Below are 16461 nucleotides of genomic sequence, written 5' to 3'. Positions count from 1 at the left end.
GGAGACCGGGCGCACCGAGGAGACCGAGGAGGAGAGAGATGGGGTCCATGCGGGTCAGCGTCGACCGGGAGAGGTGCGTCGGCTCCGGGCAGTGCGCGCAGACGTCGCAGGAGGTGTTCGACCAGAGCGAGGAGGACGGCCTGGTCATGCTGCTCGCCGAGCGCCCGCCGGACGCGCACCGGGAGACGGTGCGACAGGCGGCGGCGCAGTGCCCGGTGCTGGCCATCTCGCTCGCGGAGTGAGGGGCGAAGGCCACGGAGATCGGGGCGCGCGGTCGCCGAACGACCGCCGGGTGGCCCGGGGTTGCCCCGGGCCACCCGTTCGCGTGTCGGGGTGGCGGGCGCCGGGTGGCGCGCGTCAGGTGGTGGGGACGGCGGCCGCCGAGGCGCGCAGGTAGCCGAGCAGGTCGTCGACGAGGCCGTCGGGGTCGGCGTTCCCCTTGCCGCCCGGCACCAGGTGCCCGATCACGGCGAGGTCGACGGCGCCGTGGACGACGGCCTGGAGCAGCGCGGTCACCCGCTCGATGTCGCCGGGCGGTAGCTGCGCGGCCCGCTGGGCGGCCTCGACGATGCCGAGCAGGGTGTTCCGGCTGAGGTCGGCGGCGACGGCCAGTTCCTGGAACTCGGCGGTCCAGGCGCCGAACACCACCCGGAAGCGGGCCGGATAGGCCAGGGCCCAGCCCGCGTACTCGCGGAGGGCGGCGCGGAGCACCGCCTCGGCCGGGACGCCGCCCTGCCGGAGGGCGGCCAACGCGTTGCCGAGGTTGGTGAGTTCGCGGGCGGCGACGGCGGCGAGCAGCGCTTCCTTGTTGGCGAAGTGCTTGTACGGCGCGTTGTGCGAGACGCCCACGCGGTGGCCCACCTCGCGCAGGGTCACCGCGTCGCGCCCACCCGCGTCGAGCAGGTCGGCGGCCGCGGCGATCAGCAGTTCGCGAGTAGGGGAGACCACATGTCGACTATAGCGCGCGGCAGTTGGGAGGACGATGGGTTGACGGTGTCCACCTCGACTGTTAGGTTGACATCGTCAACCCAGGTGGTGGGCCGCAGCGGTCGGACCGCCGTTCCGAAGGTCGCCGTGCGGTCGTCGACCCGACCCCACGGAAGCTTCTTCCCTCTTCTTCTTCCCTCTTCATTCTTCACTCTGACGAACGATCAGGTGGCATCTCTATGTTCTCATGGCTGGGGCGCTGTGCCTATGTGCGGAGGCGGGCGTTACTCGTCGCGGCGGCCCTGTTCGTGGTGCTGGCCGGCGTCTGGGGCAGCGGGGTCTTCAACGCGATGGGCAGCGGCGGCTACACCGCCCCCGACGCGGAGGCCGAGCGGGCCAACGTGCTGCTGGAGGAACACTTCGGCCACCAGCCGGGGGACGTGGACGCCGTCGCGGTGTACTCGGACCCGACCGGCGAACTGACCGTCGACGACCCCGGGTTCGAGCGGGCCGTGACGGAGGCGCTGGGCCGGCTGCCGGACTCCGAGGTCCTGTCGGCCACCAGCTTCTGGAGCCCCGGGCTCCCCGCCGAGGAGCGCGCAAGGTACGTCGCCGAGGACCGCCACGCGACGTTCGCCACCATCACCCTCCGCGGCGAGGACGGCCCGGAACGCCTGGAGTCCTACGGCGAGATCCAGGACGAGGTGCGCGCCAGCGGCCTCGACACCCATCTCGGCGGCGGCTTCACCAGCGAGTACCAGCTCCAGCGGCTCGCCACCGAGAACCTGGCCACCGCCCAGCTGATCTCGCTGCCGATCCTGCTCGTCCTGCTGCTGATCATCTTCCGCGGCCTGATGGCCGCCGCCCTCCCCCTCGCGCTCGGCATCCTCGCCATCCTCGGCTCGATGGTGCTGCTGCGGCTGCTCACCTACGTCACCGACATCTCGATCTTCGCCCTGGAGATCTCCATCCTGCTGGGGCTCGGACTCGCCATCGACTACGGGCTCTTCATGGTCAGCCGGTTCCGCGAGGAGCTGGAGCGGCGGGGCGGCGACGTGCCCGCGGCGCTGGCGGCGACCATGAACACGGCGGGGCGCACGGTCGCGTTCTCCGGCCTCACCGTCGTCATCGGGCTCTGCGGGCTGCTGTTCTTCCCGCAACCGGTCTCCCGCTCCTTCGGGTTCGGCGGCATCACGGTGGTGCTCTTCGACATCGTGGCGGCGCTGGTGGTGCTCCCGGCGGCGCTCGCGGTGCTCGGCCCCCGGATCAACGCGCTGAGCCTCCCGTGGCCGCGTCGCAGGCCGGGCGCCGTCACCCGGGAGGAGCGGGCCTGGGCAAGGCTCGCCGCCGCCGTCACCCGGCGGCCGGTGCCGTGGCTGACCGGCGGCCTGCTGGCGCTGCTGGTCGCGGCCGCCCCGCTGCTCTCGCTCGAACCGGGCATGACCAACCACCGCTATCTGCCGGTCACCAACGAGGGCCAGGTGGTCGCCTCGATGCTGACCGAGGAGTTCCCCCCCGACGGCCCGGCCGGCACCCGGGTGGACATCGCGGTCTCAGGACCGGTCGGCCAGGACGCCGTCGACGGCTACCTGCGGACCCTGGGCGGGCTCGACGGCGCGACCGGGGTCGGGGTGCACCGCGCCGACCCCGAACTCACCTGGGTGACGGTCGCCCACCGCGGCGAGGCGGACGACGCGGACAACCTCCGACTGGTGCGCGACATCAGGGCACTCGACCCGCCGGCCGGCGCCACCGAGATCCTGGTCGGCGGCCTCGGCGGGCCCGCGGTCAGCCTGGACAACACCGAGGCGACCACCGAGTCGCTGCCCTGGGCACTCGCCTTCGTCGGCCTCTCCACGCTGCTCCTGCTGTTCCTCGCCTTCCGGTCGGTGCTGGTGCCGATCAAGGCGGTCGTGGTCGCCTTCCTCTCGCTCGCGGCCTCCCTCGGGATCATCGTCTGGGGGTTCCAGGAGGGCGGGCTCGCGGGCCTGCTCGACTTCCACCAGGTCGGCACGACCGACGTGTGGACGCTCGGGCTGATCATCACGATCGCCTTCGGCCTGGTCACCGACTACGAGATGTTCCTGGTCAGCCGGATCAACGAGGAGTACCGGGCCACCGGCGACAACCACCGCGCCGTCACCGTGGGCCTGCGGAGCACGGGTTCGGTCATCACCAGGGCCGCGCTGCTGATGATCGTGGTGCTCGCCGCGATGGGGTTCAGCGCGACGTCGCTGTTCCTGATGACCCTCGGGATCGGGCTGACGCTGTCCGTGGTGCTCGACGCCACCGTGGTGCGCTCCATCATCGTGCCCGCCGCGATGCAGCTGCTCGGACGCGCCAACTGGTGGCCGGGCCGGCCGGAACGCCGGGACGAGCCGGCCGGACCCGCCGAGGCGCCGGGCCCCACCCGGCCGGCCGAGGCGGAGAGCGAGCCGATCGGCCATGCCTGACAACCGCACGTCCGACGACACCGTAGTAGAGCGGCAGGAGACCGGAGTGGCACAGGTGGAACAGCTCGACCACGGCGGCGTCACGCTGCCGGCGAGGCGGCGCACGGCGGCGCTCGCCGTGCTCCTGGCCGGCATGCTGATGGACCTGCTGGACACCGGCATCGTCAACGTGGCGCTGCCGCCCATCCAGCAGGACCTCGACGCCAGCAGCGCCGCGCTCCAGTGGCTGATCGCCGGCTACTCGCTGCCGTTCGCGATCGGCCTGATCACCGGCGGCCGGCTCGGCGACCTCTACGGCCGCAAGCGGGTCTTCATGACCGGCATGACGCTCTTCGTGGTGACCTCGCTGCTGTGCACGGTGGCGCAGACCGGCGGCCAGCTCGTCGCCTTCCGGGTGGCGCAGGGCCTGGCGGCCGCGCTGATGGTGCCGCAGGTGATCGCCACCATCCAGGTGATGTACGCGCCGCACGAGCGGGCCAGGCCGATCACCGCGGCCGGCGCGATGTACGCGGTGAGCGGGGTGTGCGGCCCCGTGGTGGGCGCGCTGCTGACCGAGAGCGACGTCGCCGGCCTCGGCTGGCGGCTGATCTTCCTGGTCAACGTGCCGGTGGGCCTCGTGGCCCTGTTCGCCGCCCACCGCCTGCTGCCCGAGTCCCGCTCCACCACCGCGAACCGGCTCGACGTCACCGGCATGATCCTGGTCGCCATCGGCCTGCTGCTCCTGCTCTACCCGCTGGCGATCGGCCACGAGGAGGGCTGGCCGGCCTGGACGTTCCTCAGCATGGTGCTCTCGGTGCCGGCCCTCGCGCTCTTCGTGGCCCACCAGCGGCGCCGGGCGACGTCCCCGCTGCTGCCGATGGAGCTGTTCAGGCACCGCTCGTTCACCGGCGGCATGGTGATCCTGCTGCTCGGCTTCGGCGCGGTGTTCGGCTTCTTCCTGACCTTCACGGTCTACCTGCAGAACGGCCTCGGCTACAGCATCATGCGGGCCGGCGTGGCCGGGATCTGGTGGGGCCTGACGGCCGCGGTGTTCGCCGGGCTCGCCATCAACGTGCTGGCCAGGCGGTTCGGGCGGCGGATCGTGCAGGTCGGGCTCGTGGTGACGACCCTCGGGCTGGCCGCCATGATGCTGCTCATCCGGCAGGAGGGCCCGGACGCCGGCGCGTTGATGCTGGCGTTGCCGCTGCTGCTCGGCGGTGCCGGCATGGGCTTCTCGATCTCGATCGTGATGGACTTCGCGCTCTCCGACGTTCCGGTGACCGAGGCCGGGTCAGCCTCGGGGGTGTTGAACGCGCTCCAACAGACCGGCGCGGCGATCGGGGTTTCCGGAATCGGCGCCCTGTTCTTCGGTCTGCTGCCGGCGGAACCGACCGCGGCGGAGTGGGCGGAGGATTCGAGCCACGCCTTCGAGTTCACTCTGTTGTTGCCCATCGGCATGATGATCGCGGCATTCGCGGCGAGTTTCCTGCTGCCACGGCAGGCGGCCCACCATCAGGCGCCGTCGGACTCGGCCGACTCGGCCGACGCGCCTGCCAATCTCGGCTGAATTCCCCCCGATTCAGCCCTGCGGGGCGAGCCCCGCCGCCTGGTCAAGGCGGCGGGGCTCGCCGTGTCGCGCGTGTGAACTTCCCTTTCCCAAGGGAAACAAAGGTAAAAGTTCAGGCGCCTCCGAGGCCCATCAAATTCAAAGATGCTTGCGATATCACGGATGGGCATACAAACTGGAGGCCGGCACCCGTGAGCAGTTCTCCCGACACGTGCACTTGACCATCGCACGTGCCGGCCCCGGCGAAACAGCACCGGCCAGACGCGACAGACCAGGACCACGGAGGGCGGACACCCCGCATCCCGCGACTCACCGGCGAAGAGACGTCCATCAAGGGGGATACATGCTGTTAGTCGATCGTGAACAAGATGTGGAAATCCTGCACAAGGCATACTCTGCGTGTTTGAACGGCTGGGGTCAACTCGTCGTCGTCAGCGGGGGCGTGGCGTGCGGCAAGACAGCGTTGGCCCGAACATTCGTCGAATACGCCGTGCGCGAGGGAGCGGTACTGCTCTCCGCGACCGGTTCGCAGGCCGAACGGTCCCTTCCCTTCGGCATCCTGAAACAGCTGTTCCAGGACGTCGAGCCGTTCACCGAATCGAACATATCCGTCGAGTCGCTCGGTTCCGCGGCCGATTCCCCGAACATCGACAGCCACAGTGCCGGAGTGCTCGACGAGCTCTGCGGCGACCTGGTCCAACTGACCAGGGCCCGGCCCGTGGTGATCACCGTCGACGACATCCAGTTCGCCGACAAGCCGTCGCTGCGCGCGTTGCTCTACCTCCAGCGCCGGCTCAGAACCTCCCGGGTGCTGCTGGTGCTCACCGAGTGGACGTTACCCAACCCCACCTACGACCTCTTCCGTTCGGAGATCCTCCGTCCGCTGCAGACCGACCATCTCCAGCTGGCACCGCTCTCCCACGCCGGGGTCCACCAGCTGCTCGACGAGGCACTCGGCCCGGAGATGGCGGAGCTGCTCGCGGCCGACTGCCACGCGCTCAGCGGCGGCAACCCGCTGCTGGTGAAGGCCCTGATCGACGACCAGCGCGCGATCCGGCACCGGAACGCGATCCCGCTCGCCGACGGCGCCATCGCCGTCGGACAGCAGTTCACCAGGGCCGTGACCGCCTGCCTCCGCCGGTGGGGCCGCTCGCCCTTCGACGTCGCGTGCGGCCTCGGGATCCTGGCGGACACCGACGCCGAGGCCACCCTGCTCGGCGAACTCCTCGGCATCGAACCGGTGGACGTCCGGCACGCGATCGACGTGCTGGAGGCCGCCGGCCTGGTGACCGGCGGCCGGCTGCGACACCCCGCGCTGCGGGCGGCCGTGCTCGACAGCCTCGACCCCGCGGAACGGGCCGCCCTGCACCTGCGGGCGGCCGAGTCGTTCCACGCCAGGGAGGCCGGCGTCGCCCGGGTCGCCGCCCAACTGGTGGCCGCCGACCGGCTCGGCGCCCGGGTCACCGGCCGCTGGGCGGTGGACGCGCTGCGGCAGGTCGCGCAGGACGACCTGCTGAACAACCGGTTCGACTCCGCGACCGAATGGCTCGATCTCGCCGCGCGCGGCAGCGGCGGCGTCGAGCGGGCCGAGGTGCTGAGCCTGCTGTTACGCGTGGAGTGGGCCCGCCGGCCGGCCGCGGCCGGCCGGCACCTGCCGGCGCTGGAGGCCGCCCGCGCGGCCGGCGACCTCTCCCAGGACGACGTGCTCTACCTGGCCAGGTACCTGCTGTGGTACGGCCGCCTCGACGAGCTGCGCGACGTGCTGACCGCCGTGGCCGCCTCCCCGTCGAGCGACCCGGCGGTCCCCGGCGGCCTCGGGCTGACCGTGGAGTGGCTCAGCTTCCTCTGCCCACCGGCCGGCCGTGACCTCTCGCGTCACCTGGCGCCGCGGCCGACGGTGTCGGGCACCGCCTGGTCGAGGGCCGTGGACATGCTCGACCATCTGCGGTCGGGCGGCTCGCGGGAGGCGATCACCGCCGCGGCGGAGGAGGTGCTCTCCGACTCCCCGCTCCGCCAGGAGACCATCGAACTGCAACTCACCGCCCTGCTCGCCCTCCTCTACGTCGAGGAGGACCAGCGGGCCGAGCAGCTGTGCGAGACGCTGCTCGCCGATCCGATCAGCCAGCACGCCCCCGTCTGGCGGGCCACGGTCGGCGCGGTCCACGCGCTGGTCATGGCCAGGCGCGGCGAGCTGTCGGACGCCGCCCGGCAGGCCAGGGCGGCCTACCACCTGTTCACCGCCCAGGGTTGGGGGGTGGCCATCGGGATCCCGCTGTCCGTGCAGGTGGCCGTGGCGACCAGGACCGGCCGGTACGACGAGGCCTCGGCCCTGCTCCACCTGCCGGTTCCCGACGCGATGTTCCGGACCCAGTTCGGGCTGCTCTACCTGTACGAGCGCGGCCTGTTCTACCTGGCCACCAACCGGGTGCACTCGGCGCTCGCCGACTTCACGCGGTGCGGCGCGCTGATGAGCGGCTGGGAGCTCCACCTCCAGACGCTGGTCCCCTGGCGGCTCGGCGCCGCGCGCACGCACCTGGCCATGGGCAATCCGGACAGCGCCCGCGCCCTGGTCAAGGAGCAGCTCGCCGACGCGTCGACGCTCGGCCCCCGCACCAGGGCGATGTACCTGCGGGTCCTCGCCGCCGCCTCCGCGCCCGACCAACGGGTGGATCCGCTGCGGGAGTCGGTCGGCCTGCTGGAGTCGAGCGGCGACCAGTGCGAGCTCTCGGGCTCGCTGCGCGACCTCAGCCAGGCGTTGGAGGCGCGGGGCGAGTTCCCCCAGGCCCGTGCCGTCGGCGTCCGCGCGGCGCGGCTCGACCGGGGACGCGGCGAGGGGCCGGCGGCCGTCGAGCCGCCCGCGGCCGACGCGTTCGGCCTCATCGGTCCGGCGAACCGTCACATCCCCTCCGTGCGGTGGAAGGTCGGTGAACTGAGCGAGGCGGAACACCGCGTCGCCGTGCTGGCCGCCCTCGGCCTGACCAACCGGGAGATCAGCGCCAAGCTGTACATCACGGTGAGCACCGTGGAACAGCATCTGACCAGGGTCTACCGAAAACTCAACGTGAATCGGCGCACGGATCTGCCGGCCGATCTCGACCGCTACGCGCCCACGGAACTCGCGACGGCTTCGGCCGCCCAGCACTGCGTCAGGCGACCGCACGGGCGATGAACCGGTTCGGCGCTCCCCTGCTTCCGGCACACCACTGACGGTGCGCGGATTCCGCCCGGCGGCGGAATCCGCGCGCCTTCCCCCTACCCGCCCCTATTGAATTCCCGTGCTGCCCTAGGGGCTTGCGACCCCGGTGCGGCGCTGTCTACCGTTTCCCCTCGTACGGTCCTTCCCCGACCGCGTCTCGTGAGGAACGAGGGCTGATGACCCGGATTCTCTTTGCGACCATTCCCATAACCGGCCATGTTCGCCCGGGACTCCCGGTCGCCCGGGAGCTCGTGAAATCCGGCCACCAGGTCGCCTGGTACACCGGCCGGACATTCGAGCCGCTGGTCAGCCGAATCGGCGCGAAATTCTTCCCCAGTGGCCGGGGAATCGAAGGCGACGTCCTCCAGGAGATGACCGGCAACCGAAGCGGCATCGGCGGATTCAAGAGAATAATCCGGGAACTCTTCGTCGAACCGGTGCCGGAATACGCGCGGGAACTGACGGACGTCATCGACACGTTCCGCCCCGACGTGATCGTCGCCGACCACTGTTTCCTGGCCGGCCCGATGGTCGCCAGCCAGCGCGGCATCGGCAGCGTGGTGTACGTCGTCGGCCCGCTCGCCGTCACCAGCGTGGACACCGCGCCCTCCGGCACCGGCCTCGCCCCCTCCTCCTCGCCGCTCGGCCGGCTGCGCAACCGCGGCCTCCAGTGGCTGGTCGCCCACGTGCTCTTCCGGGACGCGCAGCGGGCCCTGCTGCGGGCGGCGGCCGCCATCGACTTCCCGGCGCCCGACGCCTTCCTCACCGACTGGACCGTGATGATCGCCGACCGCTATCTGGTGGCCGCCGTCCCGGAGTTCGAGTACCCGCGCAGCGACCTGCCGGCGGCCGTCGAGTTCATCGGCCCGATGCTGCCGGCCGGCGTCGACGACTGGTCACCGCCCGACTGGTGGCCGGAGCTGCGGGCCGCGCGCGAGGCCGGGCGGCCGGTCGTGCTGGTCACCCAGGGCACCGCCGCGACCGACCCCAGGCAACTCGTGCTGCCGACCGTCACGGCGCTCGCCGACACCGACGCCCTGGTGGTGGCCACCACGCTCGGCGCCCTCCCGGGCGACGCGCCCCGCCCGGCCAACCTGCGGGTCGAGTCGTTCGTGCCCTACACCGAACTGCTCCCGCTGACCGACGTGATGGTGACCAACGGCGGCTACGGAGGCGTGCAGATGTCCCTGGCCTACGGCGTCCCGCTGGTGACCGCGGGCCGCAGCGAGGACAAGATGGAGGTCGGCCGGCGGGTGGCCTGCTCGGGCGCCGGCATCTCGCTGAGCACCTCGACCCCGCGCCCGGAGAGGATCCGCGCGGCCGTCACCCGGGTGCTCACCGAGCCCGGGTTCCGGGAGCACGCCAAACGCCTCCAGGCCGCCTACACGCGCTATCCGGGCGCGCCACGCGCCGCCGCGGCCGTCCTCGAGACGGCAAGCGCCCCGGCCCCGTCGCCCCACCGCGAGGAGGGCTGACCGCGATGCGCACCGTCGAGGACCTCGCGACGATCACCTGGGACGCCGTCGTCGTCGGAACCGGCATGGGCGGCGGCACGATCGGCCACGAGCTGGCCAGGCTCGGCCGGCGCGTGCTGTTCCTGGAGAAGGGCCTCTCGGGGCTCGGCCCGACCCCGCCGATCACCGGCGGCTACCCCGAGCAGACCTTCGACCTCGCCGAGGTGACGGACGCCGAGCACGCCGACCACCTGGCCCGCGGCGGCCGGAACAGCGAGTGGTACGAGGACACCACCCCCGGCGCGGCACCGAAGCCGTTCCGGCCCATCGTCGGCTCCGGCCTCGGCGGCTCGTCCGCGCTCTACGGCATGGTCACCGAGCGGTTCTTCCGCGAGGACTTCGCCCCGCGCGGCAACTTCACGGACGTCGGCGACTCCACGGTGCCCGACTCCTGGCCCATCAAGTACGACGAGTTGGTGCCCTGGTACCAGCGGGCCGAGCGCCTCTACCGGGTCCGCGGCACCGCCGACCCGCTCCGCCCGGAGGACGACACCGACTCGCTGCTCCCGCCAGGACCCGTCACCGCCCCGAACGCCGCGCTCGCCGACCACCTCGGCGCCCGCGGCCTGCACCCCTACGGACTGCACGTCGCCTGCGAGTACCTGGACGCCTGCGAGGGCTGCCAGTCGTTCCTCTGCGCCTCGGGCTGCAAGAACCACGCCGGCAACATCTGCGTCGAGCCCGCCGTGCGGACGCACGGCGCCGAACTGCTGGACCGCACCACGGCGGTGCGCGTCGAGGCGACCAGGACCCGGGTCACCGGCGTCGTCGCGGTGCGTGACGGCGTGACGCACACCTTCCGCGGCCGCGTCGTCATCGTGGCGGCGAGCGCGCTGCGGACGCCGGTGCTGCTGCTCGACTCGGCCTCCAGGTACTGGCCGGACGGCCTGGCCAACGACCGGGACCTGGTCGGCCGCAACCTGATGCGGCACTTCGTGGACGTGTACCTGTTCCGGGTCGGCGCCGGCACCCCCGTGCGCGGCCAGCTGAAGGAGCTGAGCGTCAACGACCTCTACCAGGTGGACGGCGAGAAGTTCGGCACCTTCCAGTCGATGGGCCACGTCCCGCCCTACGCGTTCCTGATGAACTCCACCCGCCGCAACCGGCGGCTGCTCGGCCTGGCCCGCCCGCTCGCCGACCGCCGCTGGAAGCCGTCGCTCCAGGACCGGTTCCTCACGATGGCCGCCATCATGGAGGACCTGCCCTACGCCGACAACCGGATCCTGCCGGGTCCTGGCGGCCCCGGCCGGAAGGGGCCCGTGCTCCGGCTCCGGTACACGGTCGGCCCGGCGGACCGGCGGCGGCACCGGCTGTTCACCCGGCTGCTCAGGTCCCGCCTCGGCCGCTACCCCGGCTCGCCGCTGCCCCCGATCCACCTGTCGGGGGCCGACATGAACAGCGCCCTCGGCCACCAGTGCGGCACCTGCCGCTTCGGCGACGACCCCGCCACCAGCGTGCTCGACCCCGAGAACCGCGCCTGGGGGCTCGACAACCTCTACGTCGTCGACACCTCGATGATGCCGTCGAGCGGCGGCATCAACCCGAGCCTCACCGTCGCCGCCAACGCGCTCCGCGTCGGCAACCTGATCCACGACCGCCTCTAGGGTCTGTGAGGAACCGTGAACGACCCCGCCGCCACCGTGCGCCTCGGCGTCCTGGGCGCCGCCCGGATCGTGCGCCGGGCCCTGGTGCTGCCCGCCCGCCGGCTGCCCGGCGTCTCGGTCACGGCGCTCGCCGCCCGCGACCCGCGCCGCGCCCGCGAACACGCCCGCCGCCTCGGCATCCCGCGCGTGCACGACAGCTACGAGGCGCTGCTCGCCGACCCCGACCTCGACGCCGTCTACGTGCCGCTCCCCAACTCCCTGCACGCGCCCTGGAGCATCAGGGCCCTGCGGGCCGGCAAGCACGTGCTGTGCGAGAAGCCGATCGCCGGCAACGAGGCGGAGGCGCGGGCGATCGCGGACGCGGCCGCCGAGGCGGGGCGCGTCGTCTGCGAGGCGATGCACCCCCTCTACCACCCGCTGACCGACCGGGTCAGGGCGCTCGTCGCCGGGGGCGCGATCGGCGAGGTCCGGCACGTCGAGGCGCGGATCAGCTTCCCGATCCCGTCCACCGGCGACATCCGCTGGAGCTACGAACTCGGTGGCGGCGCCGTCATGGACCTCGGCGTGTACGCGGTGACGCTGCTGCGCGCGCTGGCCGGCGCCGAGCCGGTCGAGGTGACCGGGGTCGAGGCGAGGACCCGCACCCGGGACGTGGACCGCCGGGTCGACGTCCGGCTCCGCTTCCCCGGCGGCGCGACCGGCCGGATCGTGACCTCGATGTGGGGCTGGCCGCTCCTGGACAGCCGCTGCCGCGCCGAGGGTTCGGCCGGCCGGCTGACGGTCCTCAACCCCCTGGGGCCGCACCTGTTCCACCGGATCGGCGTCGAGGCGGGCGGCCGGCGCACCCGCGAACGGGTGGCCGGCCACCCCGACACCTACACCTGCCAACTCCGGGCCTTCGCGGCCGCGATCACCCGCGGCGAACCCGTCCGCACCGGGCCCGAGCACTTCCTGGCCTCGATGCGCGTCGTCGACGCGATCTACCGCGGCGCCGGCCTGCCCGTCCGCGGCGCCGTCAGCCGGCCGTGACGCCGGCCAGGTGGCCGGTGTCGTTGAAGCGGCGGACCGAGGCGTTGCCGTCCGGGTAGTAGGCGACCTCGGAGAGCGCGGCCGGCGACAGCTCGAGCCGGAACATCGCGATCGGCGGCGCCTCCAGGGCCAGCCGCAGCAGCGACTTGATCGGGGTGACGTGGCTGACCACCAGCACCCGGCGGCCGGCGTGCCGCGCGATGATCCGGTCCCTGGCGACGGCGCTGCGCCGCGCCACGGCGGTGAAGCTCTCGCCGCCGCCGGTGGGCCCGGCGTCCGGGTCGCGCAGCCAGGCGGCCACGTCGGCCGGGTGGCGCTCCTGGATCTCGGCGAAGGTGAGGCCCTCCCAGGCGCCGAAGTCCGTCTCGCGGATGCCGTCCTCGGTGCGGACCGGCAGGCCGAGCGCCCCGGCCACGATGTCGGCGGTCCCACGGCAGCGGGCCAGCGGCGAGCTGACGACGGCCTCGACGCCGGCGTCGGCGAGCGCCCGGGCGGCGGCCTGCGCCTGCCGGCGGCCGATCTCGGACAGTTCGGGGTCGCCGCCGCCGCTGCCGGAGAACCGCTTCTCCGCGGTGAGGGCCGTCTCGCCGTGCCGCAGCAGCAGGAACGTGGTCGCCGTGCCGGTGGGCCGCGCCCAGCCGACGGCGGGGGCGGCGGCGGGCTCGGCCCGGCGCTGCGGGGCGCGGGGCGAAGTCCCGCCGGCGCCACCGTCGGTGTCCTGACGGCCGGACCCGCTCTCCCTTCGGACCGCGAAGCCGGCAGGCGCCGTCGCGCCGGACTTCGCCCGGTCCATCGCCTCGTTGGCGAGCCGGTCCGCGTGCTTGTTCCGCTCGCGCGGGATCCACTCGTAACGGACCGCGCCCGCCGGGAAGACGGTGCGGGCCTCGGCGGCCAGCGGACGCATGTCGGGGTGCTTGATCTGCCAGCGGCCCGACATCTGCTCCACGACCAGCTTGGAGTCCATCCTGACCAGCACCCGCGCCGCCGGGTCGAGTTCACGCGCGGCCCGCAGCCCGGCGATCAACCCCCGGTACTCGGCGACGTTGTTGGTGGCGCGGCCGATGAACTCCGCGGCCTCGGCCAGGACTTCACCGGTGGCCGCGTCGCTGACCACCGCGCCGTAGCCCGCGGGGCCCGGGTTGCCACGGGAACCGCCGTCGGCCGTGATCAGGAACTGGCGCCCCCGGGCTCCCCCGCTCCCGCTCACAGCCCGGACTCGGGGGTGCGCACCAGGATCCGGCCGCAGTTCTCGCACCGCACCACGGTGTCGGGCGCCGCCGCCCGCACCTCGTTCACCTCGGTGATGTTGAGTTCGAGCCGGCAGCCCTCGCAGCGCCGCTGGTAGAGGCGCGCGGCGCCGATGCCGCCCTGCTGCTCGCGCAGCCGGTCGTAGAGCTTGAGCAGGTCGGCCGGCACCTGCGCGACGGTCTCGGACCGCTCCTTGCGGACGGCGGCCACCTCGGCGTCGATGTCCTGGGTGGCGGCGTCCCGGCGCTGGACCACCTCGGCGGCCGTGGCCTGCGACGCGTCGAGCCGCGCGGCCAGTTCCTTCGCCCGGGCGGTGGCGGCCTCGTGCCGCTCCATGATCTCCAGGACGATGGTCTCCAGGTCGTCCTGCCGCCTGGCCAGCGAGGCCAACTCGCTCTGTAGGTTGGACAGGTCCCTGGGGTTGGACACCATGCCGGAGTCGAGCCGCTGTTGGTCGCGGGCGGCGCGCTGCCGCACCTGGTCGACGTCCTGCTCGGCCTTGGTCTGGTCGCGGGCGGTGTCGCTCTCCTCCGTCTGCGCGGCCACCAACAGGTCGCGCTGCTGGGTGAGATCGGCCTCCAGGGTGCGGATCTCGGCGTGCTCAGGCAGGTTCTCGCGCCGGTGCGCGAGCTGGGTCAGCCGAACATCCAGTGCCTGGACGTCAAGCAGCCGGATCTGGTCGGCGGGCGCGGCGTTCAGTTGGGGGCTCCTTCACTGCTGCGGAGGGAGGGGTGGTGGGTGATCCACGGGTCGGTGACCCGGTGGGACACGTGGGTGCGCAGACCCCACCCCTCACGTTCGGAGACGATGTCGAGCTGGGCAGCGGCCAGCGCGCACCAGGGCCACTCGGTGGCCCAGTGGGCGGCGTCGACCAGGGCGAGGTCGCCGGCGTGTTCGCGGGCCTCGGACACGGGGTGGTGGCGCAGGTCCGCGGTGACGTAGGCGTCCACGCCGGCGGCCCGCACCCGCTCGAACAGGCCGTCGCCCGAGCCGCCGCAGACGGCGACGGTGCGGATCGGCAGGTCGGGCGGTCCCGCGGACCGAACGCCCTGGGCGGTCACCGGCAGGCGGGCGGCGACCAGCGCGGTGAACTCGTCGAGCGGCAGCGGGCGGTCGAGCTCGCAGAGCCGGCCGAGGCCGCGCCGCCCCTCGGGGTCGGTGGGGTCGGGGACGAGCGGTCCCGTGACCCGCAGGTCGAGCGCGCCGGCGAGGGCGTCGGAGACGCCGGGGTCGGCGCGGTCGGCGTTGGTGTGGGCCACGTGCAGCGCCACCCCGTTGCTGATCAGGGTGTGCACGACCCGGCCCTTGAAGGTGTCGGCCGAGACGGTGGTGGTGCCGCGCAGGTAGAGCGGGTGGTGGGTGACCAGCAGGTCGGCGCCGATCGCCACCGCCTCGTCGACGACGCCCCGCACCGGGTCGACGGCGAACAGCACCCGGCGCACCTCGGCGTCGGGGTCGCCGCAGACCGGGCCCACGGCGTCCCACTCCTCGGCCCGCTCGCGGGGCCAGAGGGTGTCGAGCGCGGAGATGACGTCGGAGAGTACGGGCACGCGCCCAGGCTACCGCCACCCGAAGGACGGGGCTCCGCGCTTCCCACCACAGCCCGAACCACGCACACGCGACCCCGGTTGATCATGAGAATCCGGTAACCGTCACCCTTATGCGTGAAGCAGCTCAAGCCGAGTTGTTCGGCTGGCAGTACGAACCTAGCGTCCTGGCTGGAGGTGAGCGTCCCCGTGTACCAGAGGTCTCCCATCGCCGGAGTTCGCGATGATCGCTGTGATCGCTGTGATCGCTGTGATCGACACCGGGTCCGCCCGCTGTGGGCGCGAAAGGCAGGAGAGTCATGACGGCCGAGGTCACGGAGCCGGCGCGCGTGCCGGGACCATCCGCGTTCCGTCCGGCGCCGCTGACCGTCGCGGCGGGCGGCGGCTACGCCGCGCGGCTGGTCTCGGTGGACGGGGCGGAGGCCTGGTGCCCCGAGCGCTGGACGCTGGACGGCCCCGAGCCCTACGCGGTCCGGCTGCCCGGCACCCAGCCCGAGGACCCGGCGAGCGAGCTGATGCCGCTGGCCGACGGGCGGGTGCTGATCGGCCGCCGCGCCGACGGCCGCCACCACTTCTCGCTCCTCTACCCCTCGGGCCCGGAGACCGGCGAACTGCCGCTCGGCGCCGTGGAGTCCGAGGTGCTGACGCTGCTGCCGCCGGCGCCCGACGGGGCCCGGGTGTACGCGCTGGCCAGGCACGAGGACACGACGGCGCTGTGGCTGGTGTGCGGGGGCGCGTTCGGCCCCGAGCTGGTGACGGTGCTGGCCGGGCGCTGCTCGGGCGGCGCCTGGCTCGACGCCTCGGGCCGGCTGCTCGCGCTGGACCGCACGGACCAGGAGGGCCGCACCCGCACGGTCACCGTGGACGTGGAACACGGCGGCGAGCCCGCGGAGTTGCTGCGGATCGCGGAGGACAGCAACGACCGGCTGCTGCTCGCCGACCCGGACAGCGGGCTGCTGCTGGTGCGTTCCGACGCGCCGGGCACCGACCGGATCGGTTGGGGCGTGCTCGGCAGCCAGTTGCCGGTGCGGTTCCCCGAGGCGCTGCACCCGGAGAACGTGACGGTGACGCCGTTCGCGCTCCAGCCAGGACAGGTGCTGATGCCCGAGGCGTGCGCGGTGGCGCTGCGGATGACGACCGCGAGCGCGGACTGGGTGGCGGTGTGGCAGCCGCGGCAGCGGGAGCTGCGGCATCTGGCCGCTCCCGACGGCTGGCTGCCGGGCGCCGGGCGCTGGACGACGGACGGCTGGCTGCTGCTGCCGTACAGCACGCCCGCGGTGCCGTGCGGCCTGGAGCGGGCCTCCGTGCCGGAGCCGGCGGCCCCGGCAGGGCAGGAGCAGCCCACGAAGCCCGCCACCCCGGCCCCGGCCCCGGCCCCGGCCCCGTCGGTGGCGGTG

The 16461-nt window shown here is 73.2% G+C and carries 12 protein-coding genes; 8 read left to right on the top strand and 4 right to left on the bottom strand.

Annotated elements, in window-relative coordinates:
- Positions 1-38 precede the first annotated feature (38 nt).
- Positions 39-242, top strand: coding sequence for a ferredoxin (locus ACYVPE_RS09275; protein ID WP_461032974.1), 204 nt, complete (start codon positions 39-41; stop codon positions 240-242).
- 115 nt (positions 243-357) lie between these two features.
- On the opposite strand, the gene ACYVPE_RS09270 is transcribed toward ACYVPE_RS09275, so the two are convergent.
- A complete protein-coding gene (locus tag ACYVPE_RS09270; RefSeq protein ID WP_461032973.1) occupies positions 358-948 on the bottom strand; it encodes a TetR/AcrR family transcriptional regulator in 591 nt (196 codons plus the stop codon).
- Positions 949-1166: 218 nt separating this feature from the next.
- Between ACYVPE_RS09270 and ACYVPE_RS09265 the strand changes: the two genes are divergently transcribed.
- The 6 genes from ACYVPE_RS09265 (at position 1167) to ACYVPE_RS09240 (ending at position 12269) form a co-directional block, all read left to right on the top strand.
- On the top strand, positions 1167-3380 hold the full coding sequence (locus tag ACYVPE_RS09265; protein WP_461032972.1) for an MMPL family transporter: 2214 nt from the start codon (positions 1167-1169) through the stop codon (positions 3378-3380).
- Positions 3373-4926, top strand: a complete 1554-nt coding sequence (locus ACYVPE_RS09260) for an MFS transporter (RefSeq protein ID WP_461032971.1) — start codon at positions 3373-3375, stop codon at positions 4924-4926. Before ACYVPE_RS09265 ends, ACYVPE_RS09260 begins: the two co-directional genes overlap by 8 nt.
- A gap of 343 nt (positions 4927-5269) precedes the next feature.
- Positions 5270-8095, top strand: coding sequence for a helix-turn-helix transcriptional regulator (locus ACYVPE_RS09255; protein WP_461032970.1), 2826 nt, complete (start codon positions 5270-5272; stop codon positions 8093-8095).
- 398 nt (positions 8096-8493) lie between these two features.
- A complete protein-coding gene (locus ACYVPE_RS09250; RefSeq protein WP_461032969.1) occupies positions 8494-9597 on the top strand; it encodes a glycosyltransferase in 1104 nt (367 codons plus the stop codon).
- Between the two features lie 5 nt (positions 9598-9602).
- Positions 9603-11240 carry a GMC oxidoreductase gene (locus ACYVPE_RS09245; protein ID WP_461032968.1) on the top strand — a complete coding sequence of 546 codons (1638 nt, stop codon included), beginning with the start codon at positions 9603-9605 and terminating at the stop codon, positions 11238-11240.
- A 15-nt stretch (positions 11241-11255) separates the two neighbouring features.
- Entirely contained in the window at positions 11256-12269 is a 1014-nt protein-coding gene (locus ACYVPE_RS09240; RefSeq protein ID WP_461032967.1) for a Gfo/Idh/MocA family protein, read from the top strand.
- Here the strand turns inward: ACYVPE_RS09240 and ACYVPE_RS09235 are convergent.
- Genes ACYVPE_RS09235 through ACYVPE_RS09225 form a run of 3 tightly spaced genes read right to left on the bottom strand, consistent with a single transcriptional unit; the run spans position 12256 to position 15067 of the window.
- The gene (locus ACYVPE_RS09235; RefSeq protein ID WP_461032966.1) at positions 12256-13476 is read right to left on the bottom strand and encodes a bifunctional RNase H/acid phosphatase; all 1221 of its coding nucleotides are present in this window, start codon (positions 13474-13476) and stop codon (positions 12256-12258) included. The genes ACYVPE_RS09240 and ACYVPE_RS09235 overlap by 14 nt on opposite strands.
- Positions 13473-14216 (bottom strand): zinc ribbon domain-containing protein, encoded by a 744-nt coding sequence (locus tag ACYVPE_RS09230; RefSeq protein WP_461033051.1) that lies wholly within the window; start codon positions 14214-14216, stop codon positions 13473-13475. The genes ACYVPE_RS09235 and ACYVPE_RS09230 overlap by 4 nt, the downstream gene beginning before the upstream one ends.
- A complete protein-coding gene (locus ACYVPE_RS09225; protein ID WP_461032965.1) occupies positions 14213-15067 on the bottom strand; it encodes a Nif3-like dinuclear metal center hexameric protein in 855 nt (284 codons plus the stop codon). The genes ACYVPE_RS09230 and ACYVPE_RS09225 overlap by 4 nt, the downstream gene beginning before the upstream one ends.
- Positions 15068-15363: 296 nt before the next feature.
- Between ACYVPE_RS09225 and ACYVPE_RS09220 the strand changes: the two genes are divergently transcribed.
- The coding region (locus ACYVPE_RS09220; RefSeq protein ID WP_461032964.1) for a hypothetical protein at positions 15364-16461 on the top strand (1098 nt) is incomplete at its 3' end.

Source organism: Streptomyces mayteni, from assembly GCF_054783955.1.
Note: the sequence above shows the minus strand (reverse complement) of the source record. Positions and strands in the feature narration are given on the sequence as shown.